At 70.1% G+C, this 14,858-nt stretch carries 16 protein-coding genes; 12 read left to right on the forward strand and 4 right to left on the reverse strand.

Annotation, left to right across the window (positions count from 1 at the left end; translation table 11 throughout):
• Window positions 1-108: 108 nt before the first annotated feature.
• Window positions 109-1,569 (forward strand): outer membrane protein assembly factor BamB family protein, encoded by a 1,461-nt coding sequence (locus CUT39_RS07485; RefSeq protein WP_100445329.1) that lies wholly within the window; start codon window positions 109-111, stop codon window positions 1,567-1,569.
• 4 nt (window positions 1,570-1,573) lie between these two features.
• Here the strand turns inward: CUT39_RS07485 and CUT39_RS07490 are convergent, their stop codons facing one another.
• The gene (locus CUT39_RS07490) at window positions 1,574-2,719 is read right to left on the reverse strand and encodes a DUF5925 domain-containing protein (protein WP_198586941.1); all 1,146 of its coding nucleotides are present in this window, start codon (window positions 2,717-2,719) and stop codon (window positions 1,574-1,576) included.
• A gap of 128 nt (window positions 2,720-2,847) precedes the next feature.
• Between CUT39_RS07490 and CUT39_RS07495 the strand changes: the two genes are divergently transcribed.
• From CUT39_RS07495 to CUT39_RS07505, 3 genes are all read left to right on the forward strand, one after another.
• Entirely contained in the window at window positions 2,848-4,878 is a 2,031-nt protein-coding gene (locus tag CUT39_RS07495; RefSeq protein ID WP_157930534.1) for a cytochrome c oxidase assembly protein, read from the forward strand.
• Window positions 4,879-5,004: 126 nt separating this feature from the next.
• On the forward strand, window positions 5,005-6,150 hold the full coding sequence (locus CUT39_RS07500) for a trans-sulfuration enzyme family protein (protein ID WP_100445331.1): 1,146 nt from the start codon (window positions 5,005-5,007) through the stop codon (window positions 6,148-6,150).
• Window positions 6,151-6,236: 86 nt separating this feature from the next.
• A complete protein-coding gene (locus tag CUT39_RS07505; protein ID WP_100445332.1) occupies window positions 6,237-7,031 on the forward strand; it encodes a class I SAM-dependent methyltransferase in 795 nt (264 codons plus the stop codon).
• A gap of 4 nt (window positions 7,032-7,035) precedes the next feature.
• Here the strand turns inward: CUT39_RS07505 and CUT39_RS07510 are convergent, their stop codons facing one another.
• Genes CUT39_RS07510 through CUT39_RS07520 form a run of 3 tightly spaced genes read right to left on the reverse strand, consistent with a single transcriptional unit; the run spans window position 7,036 to window position 9,322 of the window.
• Window positions 7,036-7,926, reverse strand: a complete 891-nt coding sequence (locus tag CUT39_RS07510; RefSeq protein WP_100445333.1) for a 5-oxoprolinase subunit C family protein — start codon at window positions 7,924-7,926, stop codon at window positions 7,036-7,038.
• A complete protein-coding gene (locus CUT39_RS07515; protein ID WP_198586942.1) occupies window positions 7,923-8,582 on the reverse strand; it encodes a 5-oxoprolinase subunit B family protein in 660 nt (219 codons plus the stop codon). Before CUT39_RS07515 ends, CUT39_RS07510 begins: the two co-directional genes overlap by 4 nt.
• Complete coding sequence (locus tag CUT39_RS07520; protein WP_100445334.1) at window positions 8,579-9,322, reverse strand: LamB/YcsF family protein; 744 nt, start codon at window positions 9,320-9,322, stop codon at window positions 8,579-8,581. Before CUT39_RS07520 ends, CUT39_RS07515 begins: the two co-directional genes overlap by 4 nt.
• Before the next feature lie 309 nt (window positions 9,323-9,631).
• On the opposite strand from CUT39_RS07520, the gene CUT39_RS07525 reads away from it, so the two are divergent.
• The 8 genes from CUT39_RS07525 to CUT39_RS21455 all read left to right on the forward strand — a co-directional run.
• Window positions 9,632-10,027 carry a YbaB/EbfC family nucleoid-associated protein gene (locus tag CUT39_RS07525; protein WP_100445335.1) on the forward strand — a complete coding sequence of 132 codons (396 nt, stop codon included), beginning with the start codon at window positions 9,632-9,634 and terminating at the stop codon, window positions 10,025-10,027.
• 2 nt (window positions 10,028-10,029) lie between these two features.
• Window positions 10,030-10,344 carry a type VII secretion target gene (locus CUT39_RS07530; RefSeq protein WP_198586943.1) on the forward strand — a complete coding sequence of 105 codons (315 nt, stop codon included), beginning with the start codon at window positions 10,030-10,032 and terminating at the stop codon, window positions 10,342-10,344.
• Between the two features lie 11 nt (window positions 10,345-10,355).
• Window positions 10,356-11,078, forward strand: coding sequence for a WXG100 family type VII secretion target (locus CUT39_RS07535; RefSeq protein WP_100445337.1), 723 nt, complete (start codon window positions 10,356-10,358; stop codon window positions 11,076-11,078).
• An 8-nt stretch (window positions 11,079-11,086) separates the two neighbouring features.
• Window positions 11,087-11,899 (forward strand): hypothetical protein, encoded by an 813-nt coding sequence (locus CUT39_RS07540; protein WP_157930535.1) that lies wholly within the window; start codon window positions 11,087-11,089, stop codon window positions 11,897-11,899.
• 64 nt (window positions 11,900-11,963) lie between these two features.
• Window positions 11,964-12,518, forward strand: coding sequence for a hypothetical protein (locus CUT39_RS07545; protein ID WP_100445339.1), 555 nt, complete (start codon window positions 11,964-11,966; stop codon window positions 12,516-12,518).
• Between the two features lie 87 nt (window positions 12,519-12,605).
• Window positions 12,606-13,067: an SUKH-4 family immunity protein gene (locus tag CUT39_RS07550; RefSeq protein ID WP_100445340.1), complete on the forward strand. Its 462-nt coding sequence runs from the start codon at window positions 12,606-12,608 to the stop codon at window positions 13,065-13,067.
• Between the two features lie 10 nt (window positions 13,068-13,077).
• Window positions 13,078-13,548, forward strand: a complete 471-nt coding sequence (locus CUT39_RS07555; protein WP_100445341.1) for an SUKH-4 family immunity protein — start codon at window positions 13,078-13,080, stop codon at window positions 13,546-13,548.
• A 339-nt stretch (window positions 13,549-13,887) separates the two neighbouring features.
• The coding region (locus tag CUT39_RS21455; RefSeq protein WP_114149479.1) for a DUF222 domain-containing protein at window positions 13,888-14,858 on the forward strand (971 nt) is incomplete at its 3' end.

Below are 14,858 nucleotides of genomic sequence, written 5' to 3' on the forward strand. Positions count from 1 at the left end.
TCCGAGGGGTTGGGGACGTTCGCGGCGATCCTAGCGGCCGGTCGCAAGTTTGCGGGCCGGCGGTAGGGTGCGGGCGCAACTGTGGATTCGGTACTCCGGGAGGGCCGCGTGTCGTCGGACGAGAGCGGGCACGGCATGTGGCGGGAGCTGCGAAGCTGGCCGCTGTACGCCCAGATCGGCGTCGTGGCGTTCGCGGCTGCGGCGATCGCACTGGGCCTCGCCCTGCCAGCCATCCACTCCGGACTGAACACCGTGGACCGGTCGGCTTGGCCCGAAGGGGAGTTGCCGGACGCCGAAATGGGCGCCACCGTGGCCGTAGACGAACCGGCGCGGGACGGACCCGCGCTGCCGGACGGAGTGGCCGCATACGACGGCGAACCGCTCTGGTCGGAGCCCTCCGAGGGCGGCGACCAGGTGGCCCACGTCGATCCGGGCACGCTCGTGCTCGTCGAAGGATCGCTCCGGCTCGAAACGGACGACCGCACCGCCTGGGAGTACACCTGGGACTCCTACCGCGCCGAGGTCGGCCTCGCCGGCGGGACCGTGATAGTCTCCAGCGTCCTCGAAGGCGACGACTCCTGGCCGAGCACGCAGGACACCGTCGCGCTCGACCTGGAGACCGGCGAGGAGGTGTGGCGCGACCGCGACGCCTCCTTCGTCACCGTCTTCTCCGACACGCTGCTCATGACCGAATGCACCGGCGAGCAGGACGACCGCATCGGCGACTGCACCCTCCACGCCCGGAACCCCGCCGACCTGTCCCTGCGCTGGTCCACCCCGACGTACGCCAGCGCCCGCGTCATCAGCCCCAGCCCCTGGACCGGCCGGCCGATGCCCGAGCCGGTGCTGGTGGAGTCCTTCCCGACCGGCCACGGCAGCCGCACCGTTACCGCCTACGGCGGCGACGGCGCCGAACTCCACCGCGTGCGGACCGACGGCGGCGCGATCGCCTCCGAGGGGCACCTGATCGTCTACGACCACCACGACCGGAACCCGGCCGACGGCTGCACCGCCCACCTCACCGGATACGCGCCCGGCGGCGATCCGCAGTGGGAGCTGGAGGCGGCCCTCGCCGTCACCGACGACCTCCGCTACTGCGGCGATCTGCCCGGCGTCGTCCCGCAGGACGGCAAACTGGCGCTGACCGTCGACGGGCTCCCGGCCGTGGTGGACCTGACCGACGGCGAACCGGTCTGGTCGGCACCGACCGAAGGCCGGGCGATGGCCCTCGGCCCGGACGCCGACGTCCTGGTCGCCGCGGACTGGGAGGCCGAAGAGGACAACCTCCGCGCCTACGACACCGAGACCGGCGACGAGCTCTGGCGATCGACCGCCTCGCTCGACGCCGACACCCCCACCTCCGTGACCGGCTCCACGCTGTGGATCCACGGCGGCGACGACCAGTGGGGCTGGAGGGACTACGGCGCCTTCGGATACCGGCTCGGCACCGGCGAGGTCCGCGCCCTCCCCGGCGCGGTCGCCTACACCGCGTCCGGCGAGATCGTCACCCGCGTCGGCGACCACGACGACGCCGAGCTGCAGGCTTGGCCGGCGGACCTGTGGGAATGAACGTTCAGAGGTACTGACCGGTGTGCTGCTGCGGAATCTCCGGCTCGGCGATGGTCGGATCGGTGCCGCCGCGCCGGGCGTACAACTCCGCCAGCGTCATCGCATCGGACACCTGCTCACCGCCCAGCCAGTCGCTCGACTCCTCCGGGGAGAGCGCGCCGACCCCGATCTGGGCCAGGCAGCGACCCGGCCGCACCACCGCCGGATGCAGCCGGTCGAGCCGCTCGTTGGTGGTGATCGCCACCATGATCTCCCGGCCCTGGCCGAGCAGCCCGTCGGTCAGGTTCAGCAGCCGCGCCAACGACTGGCCCGACGCCTCCTTGGCCTCGCCGCGGATCAGCTCGTCGCAGTCCTCCAGCACCATCAACCGCCAATGGTCGCCGGCCGGCTCCTCGTCGGGCAGATGGAGGTCCATCTCCGAACCGATGATGACCTCCATCAGGTAAGACGGATCGGCGAAGAACGACTCCGGGTCCAGAACCGTGTCCACCTGGCACCACTCGGCCCACTCCCGCGCCAGCGCCCGCAGCGCCGTCGTCTTGCCCGTCCCCGGCGGGCCGTGGAGCAGCACCAGCCGCCCGGTCACGTCAGACGGCCGCGTCGCCATCAACTTGCCCAGCGCCGAGACCGCGGACGAAGAGTAGTTCCGCTCGATGTCGGACCACTGCGGCGCCGCGATCGAACGGGACGACCGGAACGGGCCGCGCGCCGACCGGTACCAGAACCCCATGTCGACCTTGTCGTCGCGGGCCTCCTCGGGCGCCCCGGCCTGCTCGACCGCGAACGCGGCGACCTCCTCGGCCCGCTCGCGGGTCCCGGCCGTCACCAGGGCCTGCCCGGAGCCGTCGCGCCACCGCTGGGTCCGCAGCGTCCACCCCTCACCGCGCACCAACTGCAGATACGTCGACCCGGATATGGACCGGACGAGCTCCCCGCCCCGGGGGATCAGATCGAGGTCGTCGGCCACCGACTCCAGCGCCCGCACCACCGCATGCGGCTCCCTCCCGGCCAGATACGCGTCCAGACTCATGAGATTGAGCACGTTAGAAGGATCGTCGGAGCCGTCGAGCGTGAAGTGCATGTTCCCGAGGACACCGTCGGTCCCTTGCAGCAACTGCTTGATGTCACCGCGTTTTTCGATGATTCCCATTGCAGATCAGGATGCCTCACCGCCCTGACACACCGGCCGTCCGGTGCGCGGGCTCGCAGGGTTTGGTCAGAGATGATCCGCCCCACCCGGTGGGGCGTGAGCCGGAACGATCAGCCATGCTGGTTCACGTGACGACGTCGACCGAGACCAGCGAAAACACCGCCGACACCATACCCGACCGGACCTCGCCGGCCCGGTCGGGCGCGCGCGTGACGGCCGTGTTCGTCGCCACCGTCGGCGGCGCCCTCGCCGCCGTCCTCGCCCTCCAGTGGGGCGGCGCGGTCGACCTGGAGCCCGTCCCGGGCCTGTCGGCCCCCGACCCGACCGTCACCTGGGCGTCCGGACTGCTGGGGTACGTCTACGACCTGCTCATGCTCGCCGCCGTCGGCTGCACCGTCGCGGCCGCGTTCTTCCTGCCCGGCCGCCGGACCGACCGCGCCCGACTCGCCGCCCAGTCGTGGCGCTGGCTGCGCGTCGGGGCACTCGCCTCGGCCCTGTGGGCGGCCGTGGCGCTGGCGCGGCTCCCGGTCGAGTTCGCCGACACCTTCGCCAGGCCGCTCTCGCAGGTCACGGCCCCCGGCACCTGGTCATACCTTCTGCAGTCCGACCAGGGCCAGAGCCTGGCGCTCGCCGCGCTGCTGGCCGCGGCCGCGTCCCTGGTCGCCGGCCGCACGTTCAAGGTCTCCGGCGCCGTCCTGGCCGCGGTGCTCGCGCTGGCGGCGGCGCTCCCGCCGATCTTCACCGGCCACTCGGCCGCCAACGGCAACCACCAGATCGCCGTCGACGGGCTCATCGTCCACGTCGTGGCCGCCTCCTTCTGGGTCGGCGGCCTGTTCGCTCTGTTCATCGCCCGCACCGACCCGGCGGTCGCCGCCCGCCGCTACTCCGGCGCCGCCGGCCTGGCCTACCCGGCGATCGCCGCCAGCGGCCTGATCGTCTTCGTCGCCAACGTCGACCTCACCGACCTGTGGCAGTCCGGCTACGGACTCATCGCGCTGGCCAAGCTCGCCGTCCTCGCCGCCGGCGGGGTCATCGGCCGGACCCACCGGCACCGCACCCTGCCGCGCGTCGAGGCCGGCGACCGCCGCGCCTTCACGCGGCTGGCGGCCGTCGAACTCGTGCTCATGGCCGTCGCGTTCGGCCTGGCCGCCTCCCTGTCGGTCACCCCGCCGCCGGCCTCAGAGCTGCCCGACCCCAACACCGCCGTCCTCGGCTTCACCACGCCCGGGCCGGTCGGCTTCGAATCGCTGGTGCTGGACTGGTACCCGGCGGTGCTGCCGTGCACGGCGGCGATCCTCGGCGTCGGCCTCTACACCGCAGGCGCGCGCCGGCTGCGCCGCCGCGGCGACGCCTGGCCGCGGCACCGCACCGCCCTGTGGACCACCGGATGGGCCGTGGTCGTCCTGGCCACCTCGACCGGCCTGGGCAAGTACGGGCTGGTGCTGTTCAGCGCCCACATGGTCCAGCACATGGCGCTCAACATGCTCGCCCCGATCTTCCTGGTGCTGGCCGCGCCGGTCACCCTCGCGCTGCGCGCCGTCCGGCCCGACCGGGCCGGCGGGCCCCGCGAATGGATCCTCGCGGTGGTCCACTCCCGCTTCGCGGCCTTCGTCTGCCGCCCGCTGATCGCGCTGCTGATCTACCTGACCAGCCTCTACATCATGTACTTCACCGGCTTGTTCGCCTGGGCGCTCGGCTCCCACTTCGGGCACCTGGTCATGACCGCGCACTTCCTGCTGGCCGGGTCGCTGTTCTTCTGGATCGTGATCGGCCCCGACCCCAAGCCGCGGCCGCTGTCGTACCCGGCGAAGGTCCTGCTCTACTTCGTGTCGATCATCTTCCACGCGATCTTCGGGCTCACGCTGATGATGGGCACCGGCGTCATCGCCGAGTCCTGGTACACCGACCTCGCCCTCCCGTGGGTCGGCGACCTGCTCGCCGACCAGCGCGCCGGCGGCGGCATCGCCTGGGCCTTCGGCGAGATCCCCAGCCTCATCATCATCGGCGTCCTCATCGCCCAATGGGCCCGCTCGGAGGAGCGCGAAGGCCGGCGCCTGGACCGCATGGCCGAACGCGCCGCCGCCGGCGGACGCCCCGAGGACGACCCGCACGAGGTCTACAACGCCTACCTCGCCGGCCTCAACCGAGAGGAACGCTAGCGGCCGACCGCCCCGGCCCGGTGACGACCGCATGATCCGGCCTCCGGCGGGTACCCGACCAGAAGTAAGCGCAACTTAAGGACAATTCGTTGCCGCCGCAACGGGAGAGTACGTAGCCTCAGCCGAATGAGCGACGATCGCACCAGGTTCGAGACCCTCGCCGTCCACGGCGGCGAGCCCCGCCCGGCCGCGGGCGGGTCGGTGGTCCACCCGATCTACCAGGGGACGGTCTTCGAGACCGCGCCCGGCAGCTCGCACGGCGACGTCCGCTACATCCGCATGGGCACCAACCCCTCGCAGCGGCACCTGCACGACCGGCTCGCCTCGCTCGAAGGCGCCGAGACCGCCGTCGCCACCGCCTCGGGCATGGCCGCGCTCACCACCGCCCTCCACAGCGTCATGGCGGCCGGCGACCACCTCATCGCCGCCGGGACCTTCTACGGCGGCCCGGCCCGCTTCCTCGACGAACACGCCGCACGCCTCGGCTGGACGGTCGACACCGCCGACCCGTCCGACCCCGCCACCTGGTCGGAAGCTTTGCGCCCCAACACGAAAATCATCCTGACCGAGTCGATCACCAACCCGCTCATCCGGGTAGGCGACCTGGCCGGGATCGCCCGCTTCGCCCGGCGCCACGGCCTGGTGTCGGTGGTCGACAACACCTTGGCCACCCCGGTGGTGTTCCGGCCGCACGAGGTCGGGTTCGACCTGGTGTGCCACTCGGCCACCAAGGCACTCAACGGCCACTCCGACATCGCCGCGGGCGCGGTGACCGGTTCGCACCCGCTGATCGCCCGGGTGGAGTCGGCGCTGTCCCACTACGGCGGGAGCCTCGACCCGCACGCGGGCTTCCTGCTGTCGCGCGGGCTCAAGACGCTCGCGCTGCGGGTCCGGGCGCAGTGCGCGAACGCGCGGGCGCTGGCGGAGTTCCTCGACGGCCACGAGCGGATCGCGCACGTCAGCTACCCCGGGCTGCCCGGCCATCCCGACCACGGGCGCGCCGCGGCGCTGTTCGACGGGTTCGGGTCGATGCTGTCGTTCCGGCCGGCCGGCGGTGTCACCGCTGCGGAGGCGCTGGTCAAATCGTTGCGGCTGCCGTACGCGGCCTCCAGTCTCGGTGGGGTCGAGTCGCTGGTGACCCTGCCGGCGGCCGGTGGACATTCGAGTCCGGCCGAGGCCGAGGGGATCGAGGAGGATCTCGTCCGCTTCTCGGCCGGCATCGAGGCCGCCGAGGACCTGGTCGCGGACTTCGGCCGGGCCTTGGAGCCGTGACCGCGACCCGGCAGGGGCGGTTGCGGTGGGCTTCAATAGTGTTGGCCGCGGATACGAGTCCGTCGTGGGCCGGCTTGGAGGCTGAGATGCGTCGATCTGACCGGAAGCTGCTCGCTGAACTGCAGAGCAGCGTGGAGGAGCTCTCGGCGGCCGTGAAGTCGTTGGGGGAGAACCAGCGGGAGACCCAGGAACGCCTGGAGGCCGTGGAGGACAAGCAGCGCCGCCAGCGCAGCGCCCTCCAGGGGAGCATCCGCGCCGCGTACGCGAACGTGGAGGACATGACGGCCCTGTACCGCCTCATCGACCCCGAGCGGCCGCTGCCGCGCATGCGGGGATGGGCGGCCGGACCCGAGCTGCTGCGGTTCCTGTACGAGGAGATCACCGAGCAGAAGCGGTCCCGGGTGTTCGAATGCGGCTCGGGCTCGACGACCGTGATCGTGGCCTACGCGCTGCGGGCGCTCGGCTCGGGGCGGGTGGTCGCGCTCGAGCACCTCCCGCGGTTCGCCGAGCAGACCCGCCGCGAATTGGACGAGCGCGGACTGAGCGATTGGGCCGAGGTCGTCGACGCCAAACTGACCGACGTGGAGCTCGATTCCGGGACGTGGCGGTGGTACGACCCGGAGGCGATCCGGGGCGACGGCATCGACCTGCTGCTGGTGGACGGCCCGCCGGCCGGGACGGGGCCGGAGGCCAGGTACCCGGCGCTGCCGCTGCTGGCCGACCGGCTCGGTGAGCGGGCGATCGTGGTCTTGGACGACGCCAAGCGCGCCGACGAGCAGCTCATCTGCGAGAAGTGGATCGAGCGGTACCCGCGGTTCAGGTCGAAGCTGCTCCCGCATGACCGCGGCACGATGGTGCTGCGCCCCACCGGCTCCGGGTGACAGATCAGGGGCGGCCGTCCCACTGGGGAACCGGAATGGGGGCGAAGCGGATCCTCGTGCCCGGACGGGCCTGCGCGGCCGCCGCCAGCGCCGCCGGGCCGACCACGCCGATCACCGGATAGCCGCCGGTGGTGGGGTGGTCGGCGCCGAACAGGATCGGCCGGCCGCTCGGCGGCACCTGCAGCGCACCGGCCACGATCCCCTCGCTCGGGAGCTCCCGGCCGGGGTCGCGGGGCCGCAGCTCCGGTCCGGCCAGGCGCAGCCCGATCCGGTTGGAGTGCTCCGATACCGTCCACACCTCCTTGGCCAGGTCGTTCGCCGCCTCCGGGGTGAACCAGTCCAGGCGCGGCCCCAGGTGCAGTTTCATCACGATCTCGTCGGTCACGCCCGCCCACGGCGCCGGCCACTGGGTCGGCAGCGGCGGGTGCGCCGGGCTCGGGCCCAGCGGGATGGTGTCGCCGTCGCGCACCGGGGCCGGTCCCAGGCCCGACAGCAGGCACGTCGAGTGCGAGCCCAGGCTCGCCTTCGGGTGCAGGCCGCCGGAGAAGGCAAGGTAGGAGCGCACGCCTACTTCGGCGGCACCGGCCTCGAGCACGCTTCCGGCGGGGAGCTTCACCGGCTGGCCCCACGCCTCGGGGTGCCCGTCGACGGTGACCGGGCACGGCGCACCGCCGACCACTGCGGTCACGTTGCGGTGGGCGCGAACGGTGCAGCCGGTCAGGGTCGTCTCCAGCGCGCAGGCGGCGGTGGCGTTGCCCGAGAGCTGGTTCGCCAGCCGCCACGAGGGGCGGTCGGCCGCCCCCGACGGGGGCACGGCCAGATGCGCCCAGCCCGGCCTTCCGCCGTCCTGGCAGGTGGTCAGCGCGCCTGCGTCGAGGATCTCGATGTGGCTCATAGATTCACCGCCACGAATCGCACCCGCGTGCCGGGCACCAGCAGCGCCGCCGGCTCGCGGTGCTCGTTCCAGAGCCGGCCGGGGTTGGTCATGGTGGCGATCAACTGCCAGCCGCCGGGGCTGGAGCGCGGATACACGCCCGTATACGGTCCGGCGACGCCGACGGACCCGGCCGGCACCGATTTCCTCGGGTCCTGGCGGCGTGGCGTGTGGTACCGCTCGGGCAGACCTTCCAGGTACGCGAAGCCGGGCGTGAATCCGCAGAAGGCCGCCTCGTACTCCACCGAGGTGTGGATGCGGGCGATCTGGTCGACCTCGACGCCCCAGAGTCCGGCCACCGCCTCCACGTCCGGTCCGTCGTAGGCCACCGGGATCTCCACGGCCTCCCCGGGCAGGTCGGTGTCGTCGGTCAGAACCCAGTCGGGGATCTCGGCGGCCAGCAGTTCGGGTTCCTCCACGCCGTCCACCAGCACGGTCGTCGCTCCGGGAATCAAGTCGGTCGCCTCCAGCGAGCCGTTGACGCGCCGCGCCTGCAGTGCCCGGTAGCAGGCTCTGGCGACCGCGCCCGTACCGCAGTCTATGAGGACGCCGCGCGGTCCCGAGGGCAGCGGCTGCAGCCGACCGCCTCTCGTGGCTCTGTTTCGCGGAACACTCAAATGAAGGCCTCCACTTTGATGCCTCTGTCGTCCAATGCGGATCGTATGGCTTCGCTGGTCTCGACGGCGTCGCGGCCGTCGCCGTGGACGCAGATCGACTCCGCCTCCACCCTGATTCGGTTCCCGTCGTCCGCGGTGGCCTCCCGCGAGGAGGCCAGGTCCACCGCTTGGGCCACCGCCGAGTCCCGGTCGAGCACCGCCCCCGGACGGCCGCGCGGCACGAGCGTCCCGTCGGGCCGGTAGGCCCGGTCGGCGAACGCCTCGCCGACCACTCGCAGGCCCGCCGCCTTGGCGGCTCGTTCCAGCTCGGTCCCCCTCTGGCACAGCAGCACTCTCACCCCCGTGAGGCTCATGGCCTCTACGACGGCACCGGCCTGGTCGGTGTCGCGTCCGGCTCGATGATAAAGCGCTCCATGGGGTTTGACATATTGGACCTCGCTTCCCGCTGCCTGTGCGAATACCCGGAGGGCGCCGATCTGATACGCGATCTCGGCGGCCAGTTCAGGGCGGGGCACGTCCATCTCCCGGCGGCCGAATCCGGCCAGGTCGCGGTAGGAGACCTGCGCGCCGATGCGCACCCCGGCGGCGGTGGCGGCCTCGCAGACCCGCCGGAGGGTGAGCGGATCGCCGGCGTGGAAGCCGCACGCGACGTTGGCGCTCGTGACCACCCGCAGCAGCCCCGAGTCGTCGGTGAGCTCCCAGCGCCCGAAACCCTCCCCCAGGTCCGCGTTGAGGTCCATGCGTCAACGGTATCCGACTTGTCCGAGGCCCCGGCGCTGGGTGGCGCGGCGGCAAACGTTGTCCGGAGCGTCTCGGCGGTACCCGCGTCCCCGGGCCGGTCACGTTCGTTCCGCGCGTTCACGGCCTCGGATTCACACTGCGTCCCGGTCGCATCACCGGACCGTCCTATCACGGCTGTAACGGTTGCACTCTGGTCATTCCGGTATCGCCTGCGCCACAAGGGCTGACATTGCGGACAGTGCGAGTACTTACGAATCGGTAGAGTAGTGCTAACGAAACCTCAACTCGGGCAGGAGCAGGGAGGCGCGATGGACAACCCCATCCTGGGCATGGAGGACGCACGCCAGCGCCTGGAAGCGTGGAAGGATCGCGCCGACCGGATGGCCGCCGACACGCAGGCGGCAGGCTCCAGGCTCCAAGAACTGGCCGTGACCGCCGGGGACGACAACGGTCTGGTCGAGATCACCGTCGACTCCGGCGGCACCATGACCGACATCAGGCTGTCCTCGCGCGTGCAGCGCCAAGCAGCCGAGCACACCCAAGCGACCATTCTGGACACGTATCGCAAGGCCCAGGTGCAGCTCGCCGAAGAGGCCGCGGCGATCGTCGCCGACACCGTCGGATCCGACTCCGCCACCGGCAAGGCGCTGATGTCCGGCTTCACCCGGCGCCTCGACGACGGCGACGAACCCGGAGCGAGGTGACCGTGCCGGACCACGTTCAAGTCGACCCCGAGGAACTGCGCGCCCACGCCTCGAGCCTCCGGACGATCCACGAGCGCTTCGCGGCGGTCAAGGAGGCCAGCGGCCACATCTTCCAGGCCGACGAGGCCTACGGGCAACTGTGCCAATGGCTGCCGCCGATCCTCGAGGGCCGCCACGTGGCCCAGGACGAGCTCGTCGACGAGTTGGCGTTCAACGTCGATGCGCTGGCCGGAGCGGTGGAGGGGTGCGCCGACGACTACGAGGCCACCGACGACGACAACGCCGGAGACTTCGGCGACGCTTCCGACGAGCTTTAGGGGCTATTGGCATGGCGGACGACTCCCTGATCGCCTCCGCGGACGACATCGACCCGTCGATGGCCCGGGACGGCTGGACGGGCATGTCCTTCGCCGAGGACTACAAGGGCATCTCGCAGGCCATCGAGTCCGGCGACTGGGTCGCCGGCTCCGTCGCGGGCATCGGTGCGGGCCTCAATGTCGCCGCCACCGTGATCGATCCGTTCAGTTCCCTGCTGGCGATGGGCATCTCGTGGGCGATGGAGCAGGTCGAGCCTCTCAGGGAGGCGCTCGACTGGCTCGCCGGCGACCCAGAGACCGTGGAGACCCACGCGATCACCTGGGACAACATGGCCGAGGAGCTGTTCGCCATCGGTGACGAGCTGGTCGCGAGGCTCGAAACCGACCTGCAGACCTGGCAGGGGCAGGCCGCCGACGCCTACCGGGAGATGCTGGGCGTCAACGCCGATGTCGCCTACGGCTCGGGCGGAACCGCACTCGGGATGGCGTCGGCGACCCGGGGTGCCGGTGGACTGGTGACCGCGGTGCGGGAGTTCGTCCGCGAATTCATCGCCGACTGCATCGCCCGGGTCGTGGTCTGGCTGGCCGAAGTGGTCTTCAGCCTCGGGCTGGCCACACCGGTGGTGGCCGCTCAGCTCGCCGCAGCGGTTGTGAAGTGGACCGGCACCATCTTCAGCATCCTGACGGGCCTGGTGGAGAGTATTCAGAACCTCCGAGCCCTCCTCGACATCTAGGCCGCCGCATGAGCAGACGACTTCCCCGATTCCTCAGCAGAGCACTCGCGCTCACGGCGATCGTGTTCGCCACCGGCCTCTACAAGCCGCGCAACAGGTCCGGCTCCTCCGGCGGGTCGGACGGCGACAGCGGCGGCGGCCGACCGAGGACCAATCACGCCGGCTCGGATGCTCCCGTCGGCCGGCAGCAGTCGAGCCTGACCGCGACGGCGACCGGATCGACGGCACGGCCGAAGACCCCCGCCGCGCCGACTCCGCCGAGGCAACGGTTGCCGCGGGGGCGGAAGCGGCAGGTCACCGACCCGGAGACCGGCAAGACGACGACGATCACCATGCCGGATTCCGAGACGCGGGATAGGCCGGAGACCAACTACACGAGCGGGTACACCGAGAATCTGCCACCGCCCAAGTACGATTCCGAGACCGACAGTTGGACGATCAATCTCAGAAAGCACGACGACTGGGATCAAGGCGACTTCGACTCTAAGTCCAACCATCTCCGCCAGCTCGGTGAGGACGGCGCCCTCAACAAGAAGACCGGCGACGGCGAGGACCGCAGCGGCGCCGTCGATACCTGGCGCTCCGCCAAGGAACGCGAGATCTTCTTCAACGCTCAGAGTCAGGAGGACCTGGACCAGCGGATCTATGAGCTGGACGGCCAGCAGATCGATCACGCCCACGAACTGCAGCTCGGAGGTCGAGACGAGCACGCCAACATGTGGGCGATCGACGCCGCCACGAATCACGGCATGGGCGGTCAGATCAACTCGCAGCTCTCACGGGTGCCCGACGGCGCCAGAGTAAAGGTCAATATCATGTAGGGAGTCCGACATCGAAGATCCGGACGGCGCCGATTTCCACGGACCCAGGGCAAGGAGACCTCCGATGAACCACCTCGACGAGATGAGCCGGAAGATTCGGACGCTTCGCTCGTCGAACGCCGTCGATGAGATGGAGCGGCGTTGGGATGAGGAATACGCCGACCGCTACAACGACTCCAGGCTGACACTGCGCGACCCGGCCGAATTGTCGGGCGATTATCCCGGAGGGCTCGGCGAGTTCTTCTCGGCGACCAACGGAGGCCGATTCGGCGACATAGTGATGCGGATCGAGAAACGATTCCGGGACCAAGTCGCGGTCGATGCGGCCGGCGAGCCCATCGATGACCGCGATCGCGTGCAGGTCGGCGATGTCGGAGAAGACGCCCTGCTGCTGGATAAGGAATCCGGGAACATCCTCCTCTATCACTACACGTACTTCAAACACGGTTGGGACACCGGCGTACTGGTCGAGTGCGCCGATGTACCGGAGTTCATTGCCACGGTGGCGCTCGGATCTCGGTACCGGGAGATTCGGGGCCCGCTCTCCAAGCAATCGTCCCATTGGTGGGAGGACGACCCCTGGTACAGTTACCTTCAGGAAAGCGGAATGGCCGAATAGCGGTAGGGGACGATTGTGGAAGATCGGCAAGAGTATTTGAGGGCATGGGAATCCGACAATGTAATCCAATTCCCTCGGCAGCAGTGGATGAGCGATTTCCCCGCACCCGCATCTTCCTATCCCGATGTGGATTTCATTCCCATTCGCATGTCCGTCGTGTACACCTCATACCTCACCGGAAAATTCGAACTCTACGCGGACATCAATTTGGAGACGGGTGCGGAAGGCACCATGAAGCTGGTGGTCATCGGTGCCGTGCCCGCCGATCCCGAGGCCACGCTTTTCTGCTTCGACACCCGTTCGGGGCGGATATTCATGCTCGGAGTCGAAAAAGGAACCTTGGAAGTGGTGAACTCGAGCTTCAAGGCCCTAACGAAGTTCCTGTACCATTTCGCGCTCTTCCTGGACGAGGACACGGGAGCCGCAGGGCGGCCGCAGCGAGCCGCGGCGCTGCGAAGCAGGCTCGAGCAGATCGATCCCGCCGCGTTCGCCGACCCCGAGTCCTGGTGGTCGGTGGCCTTCATGCAACTGGAAGGCCGAGCGAAATGAGGGCGCGCGAATGAGATACCCACGGGATCTTTTGGTCTCCAAGGGAATCGACCCGAATTCGCTCCCCGAGGACGACGAGGTACCCGACCGCGTTCCGGCCCTCTACACGACCGAGCTACCGGGCGACCTCACGGCTTTCGACACGATCCAGCTCAGCGCCGAGGGCACCGACCTGGACGTCAGGCTCATCGTCGTGGGCGCCGTGGATCAGACCCCGAGCATGCTGTACGTCATCGATCCGGGCACCGGGGAGGTGCTGCAATTCGACCCCTCCTCCGTGGCGGTGCGCGGTGTCAATTCGAACTACCGGCTGTTCGTCGCCTGCCTCGGCAGGATCGCCTGGGCCATGGAGACGGCGAACACCGAGGAGGTGGGCCGGGTGCTGAATGCGGGCATGCGGTACACCCTCAGGGCGGTCGATGACACCGCGTTCGAAGAGGGGGCTTGGTGGCCGCTCGTATTCGAACGGTTCGAGTCGTAACGGAAAGCGCGGACGCCGCGAGCCATAGGGCGACGTGACCCGGTGCCGCGTCCGGGTGGCTGCGGTGCGCTGAGGCGGCTACGAAGGAGTGGGTGGGCGGTGGGGGTGGGTGTTCGTGGCCGGGTGGTCGGCGGTTGCGGTGGGGCCGTGGCGGGAGGGTCGGCGTCGAGTGTGAATGATCCTCGTATCCGGTTGGGCCCCAAGTTGTCCGGTGCCGAACATGAAGACTCTCTCACTCGTACGGGTGATGCCATATCCGTCATCGTTCCGTAACATTGAGTAGTAGCACAGGCGATCTGAATCGGTCTGCTTGTTCGAATCTCGATGAGGGGGTGTGCGATGGCGGCGACCGGGACCCGCAGTACCAGGGCCGAAGCCCTCCGCACCGACCTCGACGACGCGGCGGCGCTGATGAACTCGGTCCATGCCCAGGTCTTGGGGCGGGTGATCGAGGCGCTGGACTGGAAGGTCCACCGCGACCTGGACGGGTTCGCCTCGCCGTTGGAGTGGCTGCGGACCGGGTTCGGATTCCACTTTAAGGTGGCCGCCGACATCGCCGTGGTCGCCAAGTGCGCCCGGAAGTTCGCGGTGCTGGCCGAGGCGGCGGCCGCCGAGCGGGCCCGGATCGATCTGGTCGCGGTCGCCGTCCGCCGCCTGGAGCGCACGAAGGCCCTGCGCGTCTACGCCCGGGTGCCCTACGGCGAGGCGGTCCCCTCCCCGTGGGGTGGCGACGTCACCTGCTCCACCCCTGAGCACTTGATTGCCGAGTACTGCGCTCATGCCACCCGGGCTGAGCTGATCGGCTACCTCGACCGGATCGAGGCCGCCCTCGATGCGGGCGAAGAGCTGCTGGACGGGCTCTCCGAGCAGTCGCTGCAGCGGGTCGATCTGGTGGAGCTGCCCAATGGCATGTGGTCGCTGGAGGGCCTGCTCGACGGCCAGACCGGGCGGCTGTTCGCGAAGCTGCTGGAGACGGCCGTGCCCCCGCCCCGGGCCGACGAGACCGACGAGGACGGGGTGCTCCCTCCGGCGGCCAACCGCCGGGCCGAGGCCCTCCACCAGATGATCGCCGCCTACGGGGCCGGTCCGGCCGCGCCGACCCGGCACGGCCACACCGCGACGCTGAATCTGACGGTCGACCTCGCCACCCTCCGGGGCGAGGACACCGGGCGGGTGCCGCTGATGGAGGGCCGACCGGTCTCGGTCGCCAAGGCGCGCCTGCTCGCGTGCGAGGCCGGGGTCGTCCCCATCGTGTTCGACTACACCACCGGTGAGGCGGTGGAGGTCGGGGCCTACCGGCGCCTGCCGGG

Source organism: Glycomyces xiaoerkulensis (genome assembly GCF_002798405.1).
GTDB lineage: Bacteria > Actinomycetota > Actinomycetes > Mycobacteriales > Micromonosporaceae > Glycomyces > Glycomyces xiaoerkulensis.

Bases quoted from the DNA above. Each gene is read 5' to 3' on its own strand.
- CUT39_RS07535 (WP_100445337.1), top strand. From the start codon at position 10,356: ATGGCGGACGACTCCCTGATCGCCTCCGCGGACGACATCGACCCGTCG.
- CUT39_RS07550 (WP_100445340.1), top strand. From the start codon at position 12,606: ATGAGCGATTTCCCCGCACCCGCATCTTCCTATCCCGATGTGGATTTC.
- CUT39_RS07545 (WP_100445339.1), top strand. From the start codon at position 11,964: ATGAACCACCTCGACGAGATGAGCCGGAAGATTCGGACGCTTCGCTCG.
- CUT39_RS07490 (WP_198586941.1), bottom strand. From the start codon at position 2,719: ATGGGAATCATCGAAAAACGCGGTGACATCAAGCAGTTGCTGCAAGGG.
- CUT39_RS07520 (WP_100445334.1), bottom strand. From the start codon at position 9,322: ATGGACCTCAACGCGGACCTGGGGGAGGGTTTCGGGCGCTGGGAGCTC.
- CUT39_RS07525 (WP_100445335.1), top strand. From the start codon at position 9,632: ATGGACAACCCCATCCTGGGCATGGAGGACGCACGCCAGCGCCTGGAA.
- CUT39_RS07540 (WP_157930535.1), top strand. From the start codon at position 11,087: ATGAGCAGACGACTTCCCCGATTCCTCAGCAGAGCACTCGCGCTCACG.
- CUT39_RS07500 (WP_100445331.1), top strand. From the start codon at position 5,005: ATGAGCGACGATCGCACCAGGTTCGAGACCCTCGCCGTCCACGGCGGC.
- CUT39_RS07505 (WP_100445332.1), top strand. From the start codon at position 6,237: ATGCGTCGATCTGACCGGAAGCTGCTCGCTGAACTGCAGAGCAGCGTG.
- CUT39_RS07510 (WP_100445333.1), bottom strand. From the start codon at position 7,926: ATGAGCCACATCGAGATCCTCGACGCAGGCGCGCTGACCACCTGCCAG.
- CUT39_RS07555 (WP_100445341.1), top strand. From the start codon at position 13,078: ATGAGATACCCACGGGATCTTTTGGTCTCCAAGGGAATCGACCCGAAT.